Genomic DNA, 14,333 nt, shown 5'->3' with positions numbered 1-14,333 from the left:
TTCCTTCCCGTCAGGTGTTTGACCATCCGCCGTCAATCACATGCGCGACCCCGGTCGTGTATGAACTTTCGTCGCTGGCGAGATAGACGACCAGCGCCGCTATCTCCTCGGCTTTGCCGATCCGGCCGATGGGCTGACGCGCAATGAATGCGTCCTTTGCCGCGTCGTAGTCGCCAGTGGCACGCAGGCGCTCTTCGAGCGAAGGGCTTTCGACCGTTCCGGGGCAGATCGCGTTGCAGCGGATACCCTTGGTGATGAAATCGGCAGCGATTGACTTGGTCAGTCCGATAACGCCCGCCTTTGTCGCGCCATAAACAAAGCGGTTCGGCGCGGCGATCACGCTCGATGCGACAGAGGACATGTTGATGATCGATCCGCTCCCCTTGTCGATCATGCCGGGCAAGAACGCCTTGCACATGCGGAACATGGCCGTCAGGTTGAGGTCTATGCTGAAGGCCCATTGATCCTCGTCGCAATCCAGAATGGTTCCGTTGGCAACGAAGCCCGCGCAGTTGAACAGGATGTCGACGGCTCCGAGTTCATCGGCAATTCTGGCGATGGCGTCGGTGTCCCGGACGTTGAGAAGGCGCTGCTCAACCCCTGACTCCGAAAGTGTAGCGAGGGCGCTTTCGCTGATATCGGTCGCGAACACGCGCGCCCCCTCGCGCGCCATGGCGATGGCGGTCGCCCGGCCGATCCCCTGACCGGCAGCGGTGATCAGCGCGGTCTTGCCTTTGAGACGGGGCATGATTTCTCCTTCAGATCGGCAGGCAAGACGGCCCGATTGGCTCGAACTGCTTGTAAGTGAGGATGAATTCGCGATGTCCGAGCTCCTCCGATTTGGACTTGGCTCCCGAAGCCAGCGCTAGGACGAGGTCGTAGATTTCCTTGCCGATCTCCTGCAGTGTCGCTTCGCCGGTCAAGACGCGCCCTGCATTGACGTCCATGTCCTCGGAGAGGCGCGCATACATATGCGGGTTGGCCGCAATCTTGATGACCGGTGAAATGGCAGAGCCGACAACCGACCCCCGACCTGTCACGAACAAGGTGCAATGGGCACCGGACGCCATCATTTCCACGATCTCGGCGTTGTCGGAAATATTGGGGAAGCCGAAGCGGACCTCACCGTCCGGCACGACATCCATCAGATAGAGGCCGCCTTTCGGTGGAATGTCACCCGGTTTGATCAAGCCGGAGATCATCGATTGTCCGGATTTCATGTAAGCGCCGAGCGACTTCTCCTCGATCGTGGAAAGACCGCCATCGGCATTGCCGGAGGCAAAGCTGCCATAACCGAGCGTCGCATAATAGCGTGCGGCCTTGCCGATGCTTTCGCGTAGGATATCGCCGAGTTCAAGTGTCGCCGCGCGCGACGACATGATGTCCTCGCAACCGATCAGTTCACCCGTTTCCTCGAAGATGCACGCGGCCCCGTTCGACACCAACATATCGAATGCGATACCCGCGGCCGGATTGCCGGTAATGCCTGATGTGCCATCCGATCCGCCGCACACGGTCCCGACGATCAGCTCGCTGACATCCATCGGGACTGTTGGCTCCAACGTCAGTCTGCCTGCTTGCTCCTTCACCCATTCCACGCCTGCGGCGATCGTGGCGCGCGTGCCGCCGTTCTGCTGGATGACCAGCGTGTGCACCGGGCGGCCTGACGTCTCAATGACTTCCCTCAACGCGAACCGATTGAAGCTCTCGCAACCCAAACTAACGAGCAGGACAGCGCCCACGTTGGGATGTGTGCAAAGCCGTTCCATCATCTTCTGGGCATAAGGATTGGGGTAGCATCCGGGGAAGCCAATCAGATGCGCATCGTCGGGCGCGGCTTCGGCGATCTTCTTCGAAACATGGTGGGCGCATTCCACCAGATAGGCCACCGCAACAACGTTCCTGATGCCCTTGCGGCCGTCCGCGCGCAGCCAGCCCCTCATGCTCCGTCTCCTTTGTTCAAGGCGTGGGTTGCCGTGTAGTCGCTCTTGAGATTGTGAAGATGAACATGATCGCCAACCTCGATCCGCGCAGTCGCCGATCCGATCGGGGCGTTGTATTTGAGCACTTTCTCCCCGATCCCCACCGGTTTGCGCGCGATCTTCTGACCAAGGCCGAGGCGGTGGGCGGTTGTCACGCGCTTCCCCTCGACGAGAATGCTCTCTCCCGCCTCGATCTGATCGCGCAGAACGAACACACTATCATTGGGGGCGAGCAGCAAGAGGCGTGGGTCGTTTTCTTTTGAGCCGGTCATGGTCAGAACACCTCAAAAGTCGCGTCGTCTATGGCGTCCCAATCGAGATCCATCCCCATGCCGGGCAGCTCCGGCATGGTCGCTATGCCGTCGCGGATGGGCAGGTCACCCTTCAGGCCGAAGGAAAACTGCTGCATCGGCCAGAGAACTTCCAACCATCCGCAGCCGCGCACCGCGCCGCACAAATGAAGGTTCACGATCTCGAGAGGATGGAAGATCGTTGTGTGAAACTCACAAGGCATATGGAATGCCTCGGCGAGATGGGCGGTTTTCAGGGCCCCGGTTATTCCCCCGGACCATGAGACGTCTGCCCGCAGGCCGTCCACGACGCGGCGAGCGGCATAGTCGGCGAGCGAATAGGGGTGCTTTGCCAGAATTTCGCCACCGATGACGGGGATGTCTAGGATGCGGGTAAGTTCGGCAAGCGCTCCGACGGCTTCGTCGGGAACGGGCTCCTCAAGCCAGAGGTAGCCGAGTTCCTCAAGAGCGCGTCCAAGTCTCAGCGCCCCCTCGAATCCATAGCTCGGCTCAACCGGGTCCGACATCAACGCGAAATCGTCGCCGACGGCCTGACGAACGGCCTCGTGGATCTCGATATCCTCTTCGACCGACCGGCAGGGTGGATGCAGCTTGTAGCCGCGCAAGCCGGCGCGCTTCACCTCCAGCGCCTCGGCCGCGTAGGCCGCGGCGTCAGGCAGGAGCAAGGACGAGGCGTAGACCGGGACGTCGCGGCGCGCTGCTCCCAGATACCGGTAGAGCGGCAAACCCGCAGCCTGTGCCGAGAGCAACCACAGGCAGCAGTCAACCGGACCCCAGCTGTAGACGGGCAGAAGATCCCACCAGCGGTCCGCTTTGCGCCGGTCGTGCCAAAGTGCTTCCCGTTCGTGGACATTTCGGCCGACCAGAAACGGCCTCAACACATCTGCTGCAAGAACGCCGGCACCGCGAACCGACTTTCCACCGAAGCCAAAACAGGACGCGCTGCGGCCGTCATCGGTATGCACCGTGTAGACGAGACACTGCATATTTCCGGTGGAGCCACTCGCGAGGCTCGTCACAGAGGCAAACCGCTCCGGAACCTTGCAACCGCGAACGTCGAGCGCCACGATCTGCATCAGAATTTTCCATGCTGCAGATAGGCCTGCTGTGGGTCCATGCCTGAAAGGATGGCTTTGCGCACGAGGCTCTCCTTGCTCATGGCTGCTACGCCCGCTTCGGCGATCTCATCTAGCCGCTCATGCGCGATGACGATCATTCCGTCGCGATCACCATGCAGCCAATCGCCAGGCCGGATGAGGACGTCGTCGATGAGGATTGGGACTTCGGTTGCCGTCGGCATCCACATCCCGACGACGTCGCGCGGCGTGTTGTGGGTACCCCAACAGGGAAACCCCAATCGCAGGATAAAATTCGTGTCACGCAGCGCGCCGTCGACCACACAGCCAAGCACGCCCTTGGCTTTGAGCGTCTCGGCGGAAAGCTCGCCCATCTGAGCAATGATGTGATTGTGCGGTTGGCTGATCCAGATGTGCCCGGGCTTTGCCTTGGAAAGCAGGCCCGTCCAAGCAAGCAGTGTTTCGTGCGCGCTGGCGGTCTCGTCGATCCGACCTTCGATTGTGAAGGCGGGTCCCGTCAGAACGCCTTCGGGGCTGAGGGCGCGTATTCTTGGCGGCAAGGTGAAGTTGCGCAAGCCTGCGCCGCGCATCACATCATGCAGGACGCTGGTGTAGCAGCTTTCGAGTTTTTGCCTCAGTTCAGTCATGGTGGAATACCTCGTCCATCGACGCCCACCATTCGCCGTCCTTGCGTGTCGCAAGGGGTTCCTGGCAGGGCATACATACCTTCCACCAATCCTGGGTGCGGGGATCGGCAGCCATTCTCGCGGCGTCGGCCGCAAAATCGATGCCGACATATTCCCAATAGCCGAAGAGCAGATTCTCCGGTTCCCTGAGGAAGATCGAATAGTTCGTGATATGGCAGTCGGAAATCTTGGCCAGGATTTCGGGCCAGACCGCCGCATGAAGCCGCTTGTATTCGGCAACCGTTTCCGGCTTCAGCGCGATGACCATTCCCATCCGCTTCATCTCAGCCTCCGTGAACCGAATGACTGCCGGCAACAGTCTGGCTGACAATGGCCGGCATGTCCCAATCGATACCCAGGCCCGGCGCATCGGACGGGAACGCGCGGCCGTCCCGAATATCCAGCCTATTGCCTGCAATCGTGTCGAGTTGGGGGATGTACTCGAGCATCCAGCTGTTCGGGATGGCGCAGACGAGACTGACATGCAGCTCCATCAGGAAGTGCGGGCATACTGCGACGTTCATCGCCTCAGCCATATGCGCCACCTTGAGCCAAGGCGTTATTCCGCCGACGCGCGCGACATCCACCTGCACGATGCTGCAGGCGCCCATGCGCAGATAGTCGGCAAATTGGCCTGGCGAATACATGCTCTCGCCGACTGCAATCGGCACAGGCGATTGCTGCGCCAGCCTGATGTGCCCGGCGAGATCGTCGGCCGGCATAGGCTCTTCGAACCATGATACGCCATGCTCGGCCAGCATGCGGGATCGCATGAGAGCTTCATGGAAATGAAACGCCTGATTGGCGTCAACCATCAGGCGGTAATCGTCACCAACCGCTGCACGCACTGCGGCAAGGCGTTCGGAATCCTGCATCAGTGTGGGACGCCCGACCTTGATCTTGGAGCCGGCGAACCCTTGCGCCTTGACCGCCAGGGCGTCGTCGACAAGCGCCGCTGTTTCGATGTGAAGCCAGCCGCCTTCGGTCGAATAGAGATCTATGCTCGGTTTGGCACCCCCCGCCATCCGCCAGAGCGGCAGGCTGGCGCGCATGCAGCGCAAATCCCACAAGGCTGTATCGATGGCTGCCAGCGCCAGCGACGTTATCGCGCCGACAGCCGTCGCATGGGTCTTGAACAGGAGATCGCGCCAGATGCGCTCGATCTCTTCGGCCTCGCGACCGATCAGCATCGGAGCGAGCGTTTCCTTCAGGAGAGAGACTACGGCCGGTCCACCCGTGCCGATGGTGTAGCTGTATCCGACGCCGAACGCGCCATCCTCGTCGGTGACGACCACGAAGGGGGTCTCCTGGCTGACGAAACTCTGGATCGCGTCGGTGCGTTGGACCTTGGGTTTAAGGTCCACCATGCGGATTTCGACACGTTTGATCCGCGCCATTATGCGGCCTCCAGCGAGAGGCCGCTCGTCGTGTCGAACAGATGCGCACGATCCAGCGCGAGTCGGAAATCCAAGGTCTCACCCGGCTTGACGAGCCTTGGACCGTAGAGCTTGGCCTGCACTTCCTGACCGGCAATGCGTGTATAGAGCAGGCTTTCCATGCCGAGCGGCTCCGAAAGCTCGACAGTGAGCCTCAGCGTCGCTCCCGATCCATCCTGCGAGAGACCATGTCCGACAGGGCTTATGTCGTCCGGTCGGATGCCCAGCACCACTTCCTGGCCTGTTTCGGTCTTGGCTTTGAGCCTCTCCGGGATCGGAATGGAGCTGCCATCGGCAAGCTGCACCGCGCCAGCGTTAATCTTCCCTGGCAGCATGTTCATGGGAGGTGAGCCGATAAATGTCGCGACAAAAGTGGTGCGCGGCCGGTTGAATACCTCCATCGGCGCGCCTGCTTGCTCAATACGGCCATCGCGCATGACCACGATACGATCAGCGAGCGTCATCGCCTCCACCTGGTCATGCGTCACGTAGACGACGGTCGTTTTCACCTTCTGATGAAGCTTCTTGATCTCGGCGCGCATCTGACCGCGCAGCTTGGCATCGAGATTGGACAGTGGCTCGTCGAACAGGAATACGTCCGGATGGCGCACGATGGCGCGCCCCATGGCGACGCGCTGACGCTGGCCGCCGGAGAGTTCTGCGGGGGTGCGATCCATCAGGCTGGAGAGCGAAAGGATGCCGGCCGCCTCGTTCACACGCTGCTCGACCTCTGCCGGGGCCATTCCGGCGATCTTCAAGCCGAAACCCAGGTTCTCCCGCACATTCATGTGCGGATAGAGCGCGTAATTCTGGAAGACCATGGAGATGTTGCGCTTGCGCGGCGGCAGGTCGTTGACGATGCGGTCACCGATCGAGATCGTCCCGCCGGAAATGTTCTCCAGCCCGGCGATCATTCGCAAGGTGGTGGATTTACCGCACCCCGAAGGTCCGACCAGTACGACGAATTCCTCGTGCGCAATGTCCAGGTCGACGCCATGAACAACGAGGAATTTGCCATAGGCCTTCATCACACCCTTGAGAGCAATCTCAGCCATGGGATCAACCTTTCACGCCGCCGAATGTCAGACCGGCAATCAGATGTTTTTGGACAAGGAAAGTCAGCGCGAGCGCCGGGATAATGATGATGACGGCCATCGCACACATGCCTGCCCAATCGATCGTGAACTGAGCCGTGAAGTCGAGCAGGCCGACCGGAAGCGTCTTTGAATCTGTTGAGCGCGTGAGCTGACTGGCGAGCGCGAATTCGTTCCAAGACGTCAGGAAGGCGAAGACGCCAGCTGCTGCGATGCCCGAACGTGCAAGCGGAAACTCGATTTTCCAGAAGGCTTGCCAGCGGGTGCATCCATCGACCTGTGCTGCCTCTGAAAGCGCCAGGGGGATCTGCCGGAAGAAGCCGTCGATCAGCCAGATCGTGAAGGGAACGTTGAGGCTTACATAGACGATGACGAGACCGAGTTTCGTGTCGATCAGGCCAAGCTTCGACCAGATCATGAACACCGGCAGGGAGAGGGCGATGCCCGGCACAGCCCTGAACAGCATCAGGCCGAGGAATATCCCGCCTTTGCCTGCGAAACGATAACGGGCAAACGCATAGCCGCCGGCCATGCCGATCACGAGGGCAATGAACGTCGAGGTCGCCGCAATGATCACGGAGTTCATGAAGTAGCTGCCGACAGGCAAGCCGATCTGTTCGGAGCCGAGGCCGAATATCTTGCGGAAATTGTCCAGCGTCAGGTTCTGCGGAATCCACACCGGCGGCTTGGCCAGAATTTCACTGTTCGGCCGAAACGCGGAAAGCACCACCCAGAGGCCCGGCACGCACATGATGATCATCAGCAGGAAAGTGGCCAGCCACAGGCCCGCGGACTTCAAGCGCTGATTGATCGGAGGATGGAATGTCTCGGTCGTGCTCACTGCTCGCCTCCCATGTAACGGCGGGCGGAAACCAGCTTCCGATAAAAATACCAGGTGAATAGGATCGACAGGATGGTGGAGATGTAAGCCATCGAATTGGCCATCCCCATCCGCGCGTTGTCATAGCCTTCGCGGGCAATAATCGTCCACAGAAGCTCGGTGCGGCCGGCAGGCCCACCACCGGTCATCACCTTGACGATGTCATAGGCACGGGCCACATCCAGCGAACGAATGGTCATTGCGATGTAGGCGAAGGGCATGATGAACGGCAGCGTGATGTGCCGGAACACCTGCCACGTATTGCAGCCGTCAACCTTCGCCGCCTCGAGCGGATCGCTGGGCATGGCGAACAGGCCAGCCAGCAGCAGGATCGCGAACACCGAAGTGCTCATCCAGATTTCTGCGAAGGCGAGCGAGAACATTGCCAGCGCTCCGTTCACGAGCCAGGGCAGGGGCGTCGCGATCAGCCCAAGAGCGAGCAGCGCGTTGTTCAAGATGCCGATATTGTCGTTGAAGATAAACTTGAACTGGAAGCCGACGAGGATCGGCGAGAACATCATGGGAAACATCATGATTGTTCGCAGTGTCCGCTGACCCCAGGTGACCTTGTTGATCAGAAGCGCAATGCCTAACCCCAGCAGCAATTCCAGATTGATCGCGATCGTCAGAAACAAAATCGTGCGTCCGAACGCGATCCAGAAATCGAAGTCTGTCAGGGCCCGAGCGTAATTGCGCCAGCCAATGACGGTGTAGAGTGTTTCGGGGCGGACCAGGCGATAACCGGTGAAGCTCGTGTAAAGTGAGAAGACAAGCGGAACGAGAACCACGAATGCCATTGTGATCAGCGCCGGAGCGAGCAGCAGAAAGGGTGTGGACGCCCCGCTACGCCAGAATGGCAACGCCTTGCTTGCCTTGCTCACGAAACACCCTCCAAACCTCAAGAAAGATGGAGGACGCCGGCCGGAAAACCGGCGTCCGATAGCCATAGGCCGCTACTTGATGTAGCCGGCATCCTCCATGATGCGGCGCGCTTCCTTGGCCGCCTCGTCGAGCGCTGCCTGCGGGGTCATTTCGCCCAGAATGGCTTTTTGCAGGCGCGGCCAGATTTCGTTGGAGACTTCGATCCAGGGCTGGATCAGCGGCGGGGTGAAAGCGTCTTCCGACATCGAAACCTTGTAGGTCTCGAAGACCTTGACCATGAATGGATTGTTCTTGGCCTTGAATTCGGCGGTCACGTCCTCCCACACCTTCGTGCGGGTCGGCAGCAAGCCCTTGCGGGCTTCGATCATCTGACGGTCATGGTCCGTCAGGAAGGTGATGAGCGATGCCGCGGCAGCCTTGTTGTCGCATCCCTTGGTGATCGAGAAACTGTGGCTTCCCGCCCAACCGGTACGCTTGCCGCCGGCACCTTTCGGGGCCCGCACGAGGCCGACATCGCCAGCGATCTTGGAGTTCGCCGGGTCGTTGAAATAGGAAGCCCAGCCGGCCCAATCGAGGTTGATGGCAATCGTGCCGGAGCCGAAGCCGAGACCCGTGTCATCCCACAGATAGTTCATCACGCCCGCGGGAACCGCCTTGGCGTCGTAAAGGTCCTTGAACCACTGGACCGTCTTGACGCCCGCTTCCGAGTTGAAGGTAGGGTTCCACTTGTCGTCGAACAGCGCGCCGCCGTTGGCGACAAGCATTTCGTAGAAGCGTCCTGTAATCGCTTCATCCTTGCCGACATACTGGGTGCCGTAGAAGTCAGGCGCCTTGGTGAAGAAAATCGCCTGATCCTTCACCTGGTCCCAGGTTTCAGGCGGCGCGAGGTCGTAGCCATACTTGGCCTTGAAACGATCCTTGTTGGCCTGATCTTCGTACAGCGACTTTTTGTAGAAGAGATTGGATACGTCCGAATGGCGCGGCAGCTGGACCAGCGAGCCGTTGACCGTCGAGTTTTTGATCGCCAGTGGATCGAACTGAGCCAGCACGTCTGCCGGGATCACAGTCTTGAGATCGATGTAGATATCGCCGTATTGCGGCGCGAAAGAGGTGTGGTTCGAGCCGACGCACCAGTTGAGCGTGCCGGCGGCGATGTCCTGCTTGATCTCTCGGTCGAGTTCGAAGTGGTTCTTTCGGCTGAGAATCTCGACCTTGGCTCCGGTCGCCTTCTCCCATTTCGGGATCTCGGCATAGAGCGGCTCGTACTGCGCACCGCCGATCAGCTTCACTCGAAGCGTATAGCCTGGGAAGGACCCGTAATCCTGCGCCACCGACGTCACGGACGTACCGCAAAGCAGGAGCAACCCCACAGCCAATTTTCCAAGCATGTTCGACATTATTTCCTCCTCAACGTGTTTGTGTTGTTGTTACGAGCGCTGTTCCCTGCTGCGCCCGCATCCGGCCGTCAGGCCAAATTCCTCGATGATGCGCGCCTTGTCGGCTCCAAGTTCGGGCGCGGGTTTGCTGCTTGTCAGGACTTCGCCATCGATGCGGAGCGGGCCGCGCAGCGTCTCCAGGCTCACACCAGGTCCTGACAGGTTCTGGATCATCGACAACCGGCGGAACGCTTCCGACTCGAGCAAACGAGGCCAGTCGGTAACCTCCGCGCACCAGATATCGGCAGGCTGCAGAATGGAGATCCAATAGGCTGTCGTCTTCGCCTCGATCGCCTTGGCAAGTATGCGCTTGATCTCGTCGCGATCGCGCATCAAGCCTTTGGCGTCACCATACCAGCGCTCGAGGCCCGGAACCTGCATGAGGGTCGCCAAGCGCTCCAGAGAAGGGGTCATGGCAATGGCGAACCAGCCGTCGGCGGTGCGGTATACGCCATAAGGTGCGCCCAGATAGGCATGGGCGCCGTTGACGGCCGAACGATGGGGCGCTCGACGGCCGTCATTGAGATAGGTGGTCAGAACTTCGAACTGAAAGTCGAGCAGAGCTTCCAGCAGGCTGGTTTGCACTTGCGCACCCTTGCCGGTTCGAGCTTTCCGGACCAGTCCGGCCAGAATGCCCTGGGCGAGCGCGTTGCCCGCCAGGATGTCCGCGGCGGCGAGCCCCATAGGTGTGGGTGGGTCGTCCGCGCTGCCAGTCAGCCAAAGCAAACCGGACCGGGCCTGGGCGAGCAGATCTTGCCCGGGAAGGTCAACCCATGGGCCGGCTTCGCCATAGCCGGAGATGGAGCCATAGACGATGTTCGGCGATATCGAGCGAACGTCTTCATAGCCGAAACCTTGTCGCTCGATCACGCCCGGTCGAAAATTCTGCACCACGACATCAGCCTGCGCGATAAGTCCGCGCACGAGCGCCCGGTCGTCCGGGTCACGCAAATCGGCGGAAAAGCTGTCCTTGTTGCGGTTGATCGCCTGGAAGAGTGAGTTCATCCCTCCGATCTCGGTGTCGGAGAGATAGAGTGTGCGGCAGAGATCGCCGGTACCCGGACGTTCGATCTTGATGACCCTGGCGCCGAGGTCCGCAAGCTTGAGGGTGGCCAATGGCCCCGACAAAAACTGCGAAAAATCGATGACCGTGATGCCATCGAGGGGGAGCATCATGATCTGCACTCCCGATAAGCGGTGTTAAGTGAGGCTATTGTCGCGGCGCTGTCGGCTTCGCGGCGCAGGAAGGCGTGGACGATGTCGCCTGCGCGATCCTGCAGTTTCATGTATCCATGGTAGCGGGGACGCACCCAGGCCGTCTCGAGCGTCCGGCGCGTATTCCTGAAGAAGTCGCTTGTCGTGTTGTTGCAGACGTCGTCATCCCACGCGGCCGCGTGAGCCGGTTGACCGCCACTCGATGTGAAAAGGCCACGCTGGCAATCGCCTCCGGCAATCCAGAAGGCGTAGTCGACCGCAATGTCTTTGTGTTTGCTGAAGGCCGACACCGCGATGCCGGTGCCGCCGAGGACAGTGCCTTTCGGTGTGGCCTGCGAAATACCGGGCGCGTCGTGGAATACCAGGAGATGGGGACAAAAACCGTCCCGCGAATAGTTTGTATAGCCGTAGCCGAACGGCGAATAGGAGGGACCATCTGCGTCGCGGCCCATCCATTCATAGATGCCAATCGGGTCAAGCGACAGGCAGCGCTTGTCCATCAGGCCCGCGATCTCGGCCAGCAGCTCAAGCACATGCCCGGCATGTTCCCGGTCCAGCAGATCGTCGTCAGTCTCAGCGACCGGGTAGTCAAGATTTCGAGCGATGCCGAAGAACGTCATCAACGCGTTGATCGGAACCAGGGCAAACGCAACCTCGTCTTTACGGGCAAGGTCCAGCACCTCGCGCCACAGTGCTGGGGCTTGCCTCAGTCTGTCAGGACGCAGGCAAGCGACCGGCGTGGCTGTATCGATCGCCAAAGCCCATTGCCGTCCGGCAAATTGATAGGATGGATGCGACAAGCCTACCGAGCACGCCGCGAGCCGCGCCATCTCATCGTCGCGCAGGCCGTCCAGCGGCAACAGGTTTCCTTGCTGGGCAACCTCGCCAACATGCGGATGGTCGATCACCATCAGATCGTAGGTTTCAGCCATTTCCGCGATAGGCCGGTCGGCGAAGGCCTGAAGGCTTCGCTTTTCCCAGGTAATGCTGACACCCGGATGCCGTCTGGCATAGTCGAGCGAGGTGGCGACCATCGGGTCAAAGCCGCGCGAATGATCCCAGGTCATCCCACGCAGATCAGCCACGCGCGGGCTCCTTCTGGTTCTGTCTTTTCCTGGCCTCTTCGGCAAAATCGGCCGGATTTCGGTAGGATGCAGTCAAAAGGTGTTCGGCGTAGAGGGCAATCTCGCCTTCGTTCTTGAAGACCGAATAACTGACCCTGAGCTTGCCCATCGTCTCATTGTGAACCTCCTTATGGAGGTTCTTGCGGATCGTGTAGATTGTGTCCCCGATGAACACCGGCTTGATAAAGCGCAGGCGGTCATAGCCGTATGAGAAGGAATTCAAGCAGTTCGTTGCCGCCAGTCCGAGGCCAAGTGAGAAAACGAACGCGCCCGCCACGAGCCGCCGCCCGAACACTCCTTCTTCCCTGGCGAACATGTCATCGCTGACATAGGGGTGATGGTCCATGACCAGGCTGTTGAACAGCATGGACTCGCCTTCGGCGATCGTACGGCGGATCGACCTTATTTGATCGCCGACTTGAAAATCCTCGAAGTACCAGTCCTCTGAATTCCAGACAGGAATGGCGGCGTGCTCTTTTGGCAGGCCGGGTAATCCCCTGGCTCGAACGCCGATTTCGGCCATCGGCATCTCCCTCCCAGGATGGTGTCTGCCCTCTTCGTGGCAGGCGCGGCCGCTTTTGATGGGCAACACATCGCAGACGTATTTTCACTTGTCAAATTCTTTTTCATATATCAAATTTGTAAAAATCAAGGAGAGAGCAATGGAAGTCCCCCAGCACTTCGAGGACTACAGGGTCGGCGACGTGCGTCAGTCAGGCGGACGCACGATTACAGAGGCCGATATCGTCATTCACGCCGGACACTCCGGCGATTTCTTTCCACACCACATGGACGCCGAGTTTTGCCGGGGGCAGCCCTTCGGCCAGCGCCTCGCACATGGAACGATGACGTTTGCGATCGGCATCGGTCTCACCGCGACCCAGATAAATCCGCATGCAATGACCTATGGCTACGAACGGCTGCGTTTCCCCAATCCGGTTTTCGCAGGCGATACGCTCAGAACCAGGATCACGATTGGCCGAAAGGCCGACGACCCGAAGCGGTTGGGATACGGACAGGTTGTCGAGATATGCGAGACGACCAATCAGGACGCCAAGACGGTGATGTACTGCGAACACATCCTCCTAGTGAAGAAAGAGGGTACGCCATGACATCGATCGAGCATTCCGAGCAGAATTGGCCGGCACCGAACAACCCCAAGCCAATAACGATTGTCGGGGCTGGCGGCATCGTACGCGATGCTCATCTGCCCGCATACAATCAGGCCGGACTGAAAGTGTGCGCGGTGACCGATCTCGACGCGGGCCGGCGCAGCGCGCTCGCCGCGGACCACGACATCGGCAAGGTCTATGGATCGGTGGCGGCCGCCGTTGCGGCGCTGGGGACAACTTGCGTCTACGATGTGGCTGTACCGCCGGTTGCGATCTTGAGTGTGTTGCGGGATTTGCCCGAGCATGCCGCCGTGCTGATCCAGAAGCCGATGGGCTTGGATCTCGCCGGCGCCAGAGAAATACGGGCACTGTGCCGGGAGCGAAAGCTCAAGGCTGCGGTCAATTTCCAGCTCCGGTTTTCGCCGATGATGATGGCGGCGCGGCAGGCGATCGCGAAGGGCCTGATCGGCGATCTTCTGGAGATTGAAGTGCATGCGAACATCTTTACACCATGGACCTTGTTTCCCTTCTTGCTGACGATGGATCGAGTGGAGATACTCGTTCACTCGATCCATTACCTCGACAGCATCCGTGCCTTGTTCGGTACGCCGAAAGGGGTGTTTGCACGATCGATGGGTGACCCGCGGGCGCCGGGTTTCGCTCAGACGCGAACCAGTGTCATGCTTGATTGGGGTGACCAGCGACGCGGGCTGATGAGCATCAATCACAATCACCAGGCTGGGCGGAAATTCCAGTCGGCATGGTTTCGTATCGAGGGAACCGAGGCGACCATGATGATCAAGCTCGGCGTTTGTTTCGACTATCCACGTGGCGAAGCCGACGAGCTTTGGTTCTGTCCGAACGGCGGCGAATGGCGACAGGTGCCGCTAACGGGAAGCTGGTTCATTGAGAGCTTCATGGGACCGATGCGCAACGTCCAGCGCTTCGACGCGGGCGAAGACGACCGCTTGTTCTCCGGCGTTGAAGACGCGTTCGAAACCATGGCGCTGGTGGAAGCCTGTTTCGATGCGATGGAGCGTCCGCCCGTCCCCCTTCAATTGAACTAGCATTTCGCTCCATATGGTTTGACGAACAGCGA

The 14,333-nt window shown here is 59.9% G+C and carries 16 protein-coding genes; 2 read left to right on the top strand and 14 right to left on the bottom strand.

The features are described 5' to 3' along the window. Positions 1-10: 10 nt before the first annotated feature. From QFZ88_RS08915 to QFZ88_RS08850, 14 genes are all read right to left on the bottom strand, one after another. Positions 11-748 (bottom strand): SDR family oxidoreductase, encoded by a 738-nt coding sequence (locus QFZ88_RS08915; protein WP_024926970.1) that lies wholly within the window; start codon positions 746-748, stop codon positions 11-13. 10 nt (positions 749-758) lie between these two features. After that, on the bottom strand, positions 759-1,943 hold the full coding sequence (locus QFZ88_RS08910) for a UxaA family hydrolase (RefSeq protein WP_024926969.1): 1,185 nt from the start codon (positions 1,941-1,943) through the stop codon (positions 759-761). Further along, positions 1,940-2,254: a UxaA family hydrolase gene (locus QFZ88_RS08905; protein ID WP_024926968.1), complete on the bottom strand. Its 315-nt coding sequence runs from the start codon at positions 2,252-2,254 to the stop codon at positions 1,940-1,942. Before QFZ88_RS08905 ends, QFZ88_RS08910 begins: the two co-directional genes overlap by 4 nt. A gap of 2 nt (positions 2,255-2,256) precedes the next feature. Continuing rightward, positions 2,257-3,369 (bottom strand): enolase C-terminal domain-like protein, encoded by a 1,113-nt coding sequence (locus QFZ88_RS08900; RefSeq protein ID WP_024926967.1) that lies wholly within the window; start codon positions 3,367-3,369, stop codon positions 2,257-2,259. After that, on the bottom strand, positions 3,369-4,016 hold the full coding sequence (locus tag QFZ88_RS08895; RefSeq protein ID WP_024926966.1) for an RraA family protein: 648 nt from the start codon (positions 4,014-4,016) through the stop codon (positions 3,369-3,371). The genes QFZ88_RS08900 and QFZ88_RS08895 overlap by 1 nt, the downstream gene beginning before the upstream one ends. Then, positions 4,009-4,338, bottom strand: a complete 330-nt coding sequence (locus QFZ88_RS08890) for an L-rhamnose mutarotase (RefSeq protein WP_024926965.1) — start codon at positions 4,336-4,338, stop codon at positions 4,009-4,011. Before QFZ88_RS08890 ends, QFZ88_RS08895 begins: the two co-directional genes overlap by 8 nt. A 1-nt stretch (position 4,339) precedes the next feature. Beyond that, complete coding sequence (locus QFZ88_RS08885) at positions 4,340-5,452, bottom strand: mandelate racemase/muconate lactonizing enzyme family protein (RefSeq protein ID WP_024926964.1); 1,113 nt, start codon at positions 5,450-5,452, stop codon at positions 4,340-4,342. Next, positions 5,452-6,546, bottom strand: coding sequence for an ABC transporter ATP-binding protein (locus QFZ88_RS08880; protein ID WP_024926963.1), 1,095 nt, complete (start codon positions 6,544-6,546; stop codon positions 5,452-5,454). Before QFZ88_RS08880 ends, QFZ88_RS08885 begins: the two co-directional genes overlap by 1 nt. A gap of 4 nt (positions 6,547-6,550) precedes the next feature. Further along, positions 6,551-7,345: a carbohydrate ABC transporter permease gene (locus QFZ88_RS08875; protein WP_081766986.1), complete on the bottom strand. Its 795-nt coding sequence runs from the start codon at positions 7,343-7,345 to the stop codon at positions 6,551-6,553. A 77-nt stretch (positions 7,346-7,422) separates the two neighbouring features. Continuing rightward, on the bottom strand, positions 7,423-8,262 hold the full coding sequence (locus QFZ88_RS08870; protein ID WP_051504896.1) for a carbohydrate ABC transporter permease: 840 nt from the start codon (positions 8,260-8,262) through the stop codon (positions 7,423-7,425). 156 nt (positions 8,263-8,418) lie between these two features. Further along, positions 8,419-9,744, bottom strand: a complete 1,326-nt coding sequence (locus QFZ88_RS08865; protein WP_024926960.1) for an ABC transporter substrate-binding protein — start codon at positions 9,742-9,744, stop codon at positions 8,419-8,421. A 30-nt stretch (positions 9,745-9,774) separates the two neighbouring features. Then, positions 9,775-10,959, bottom strand: coding sequence for a CaiB/BaiF CoA transferase family protein (locus QFZ88_RS08860; RefSeq protein WP_036255099.1), 1,185 nt, complete (start codon positions 10,957-10,959; stop codon positions 9,775-9,777). Continuing rightward, on the bottom strand, positions 10,956-12,083 hold the full coding sequence (locus QFZ88_RS08855) for an extracellular solute-binding protein (protein ID WP_024926958.1): 1,128 nt from the start codon (positions 12,081-12,083) through the stop codon (positions 10,956-10,958). Before QFZ88_RS08855 ends, QFZ88_RS08860 begins: the two co-directional genes overlap by 4 nt. Then, on the bottom strand, positions 12,076-12,645 hold the full coding sequence (locus tag QFZ88_RS08850; RefSeq protein WP_024926957.1) for a MaoC family dehydratase: 570 nt from the start codon (positions 12,643-12,645) through the stop codon (positions 12,076-12,078). Before QFZ88_RS08850 ends, QFZ88_RS08855 begins: the two co-directional genes overlap by 8 nt. Positions 12,646-12,784: 139 nt before the next feature. Here QFZ88_RS08850 and QFZ88_RS08845 point away from each other — a divergent pair, with 139 nt between their 5' ends. Together QFZ88_RS08845 and QFZ88_RS08840 are read left to right on the top strand one after the other, a co-directional pair. Next, positions 12,785-13,234 (top strand): MaoC family dehydratase, encoded by a 450-nt coding sequence (locus QFZ88_RS08845; RefSeq protein ID WP_024926956.1) that lies wholly within the window; start codon positions 12,785-12,787, stop codon positions 13,232-13,234. Beyond that, positions 13,231-14,301 carry a Gfo/Idh/MocA family protein gene (locus QFZ88_RS08840; protein ID WP_024926955.1) on the top strand — a complete coding sequence of 357 codons (1,071 nt, stop codon included), beginning with the start codon at positions 13,231-13,233 and terminating at the stop codon, positions 14,299-14,301. Before QFZ88_RS08845 ends, QFZ88_RS08840 begins: the two co-directional genes overlap by 4 nt. Positions 14,302-14,333: the final 32 nt, after the last annotated feature.

It is taken from the genome of Mesorhizobium sp. YL-MeA3-2017 (assembly GCF_030814575.1).
Classification (GTDB): Bacteria; Pseudomonadota; Alphaproteobacteria; order Rhizobiales; family Rhizobiaceae; genus Mesorhizobium; species Mesorhizobium terrae.
The sequence above is the reverse complement of the archived record's forward strand: the minus strand, read 5'-3'. Positions and strand labels throughout refer to the sequence as shown.

Excerpts from the sequence above, each read along its gene's own strand:
- QFZ88_RS08915 (WP_024926970.1), bottom strand. The coding sequence starts at position 748 with ATGCCCCGTCTCAAAGGCAAGACCGCGCTGATCACCGCTGCCGGTCAG.
- QFZ88_RS08910 (WP_024926969.1), bottom strand. The coding sequence starts at position 1,943 with ATGAGGGGCTGGCTGCGCGCGGACGGCCGCAAGGGCATCAGGAACGTT.
- QFZ88_RS08905 (WP_024926968.1), bottom strand. The coding sequence starts at position 2,254 with ATGACCGGCTCAAAAGAAAACGACCCACGCCTCTTGCTGCTCGCCCCC.
- QFZ88_RS08900 (WP_024926967.1), bottom strand. The coding sequence starts at position 3,369 with ATGCAGATCGTGGCGCTCGACGTTCGCGGTTGCAAGGTTCCGGAGCGG.
- QFZ88_RS08895 (WP_024926966.1), bottom strand. The coding sequence starts at position 4,016 with ATGACTGAACTGAGGCAAAAACTCGAAAGCTGCTACACCAGCGTCCTG.
- QFZ88_RS08890 (WP_024926965.1), bottom strand. The coding sequence starts at position 4,338 with ATGAAGCGGATGGGAATGGTCATCGCGCTGAAGCCGGAAACGGTTGCC.
- QFZ88_RS08885 (WP_024926964.1), bottom strand. The coding sequence starts at position 5,452 with ATGGCGCGGATCAAACGTGTCGAAATCCGCATGGTGGACCTTAAACCC.
- QFZ88_RS08880 (WP_024926963.1), bottom strand. The coding sequence starts at position 6,546 with ATGGCTGAGATTGCTCTCAAGGGTGTGATGAAGGCCTATGGCAAATTC.
- QFZ88_RS08875 (WP_081766986.1), bottom strand. The coding sequence starts at position 7,345 with ATGATCATCATGTGCGTGCCGGGCCTCTGGGTGGTGCTTTCCGCGTTT.
- QFZ88_RS08870 (WP_051504896.1), bottom strand. The coding sequence starts at position 8,262 with ATGGCATTCGTGGTTCTCGTTCCGCTTGTCTTCTCACTTTACACGAGC.
- QFZ88_RS08865 (WP_024926960.1), bottom strand. The coding sequence starts at position 9,744 with ATGTCGAACATGCTTGGAAAATTGGCTGTGGGGTTGCTCCTGCTTTGC.
- QFZ88_RS08860 (WP_036255099.1), bottom strand. The coding sequence starts at position 10,959 with ATGATGCTCCCCCTCGATGGCATCACGGTCATCGATTTTTCGCAGTTT.
- QFZ88_RS08850 (WP_024926957.1), bottom strand. The coding sequence starts at position 12,645 with ATGGCCGAAATCGGCGTTCGAGCCAGGGGATTACCCGGCCTGCCAAAA.
- QFZ88_RS08845 (WP_024926956.1), top strand. The coding sequence starts at position 12,785 with ATGGAAGTCCCCCAGCACTTCGAGGACTACAGGGTCGGCGACGTGCGT.
- QFZ88_RS08840 (WP_024926955.1), top strand. The coding sequence starts at position 13,231 with ATGACATCGATCGAGCATTCCGAGCAGAATTGGCCGGCACCGAACAAC.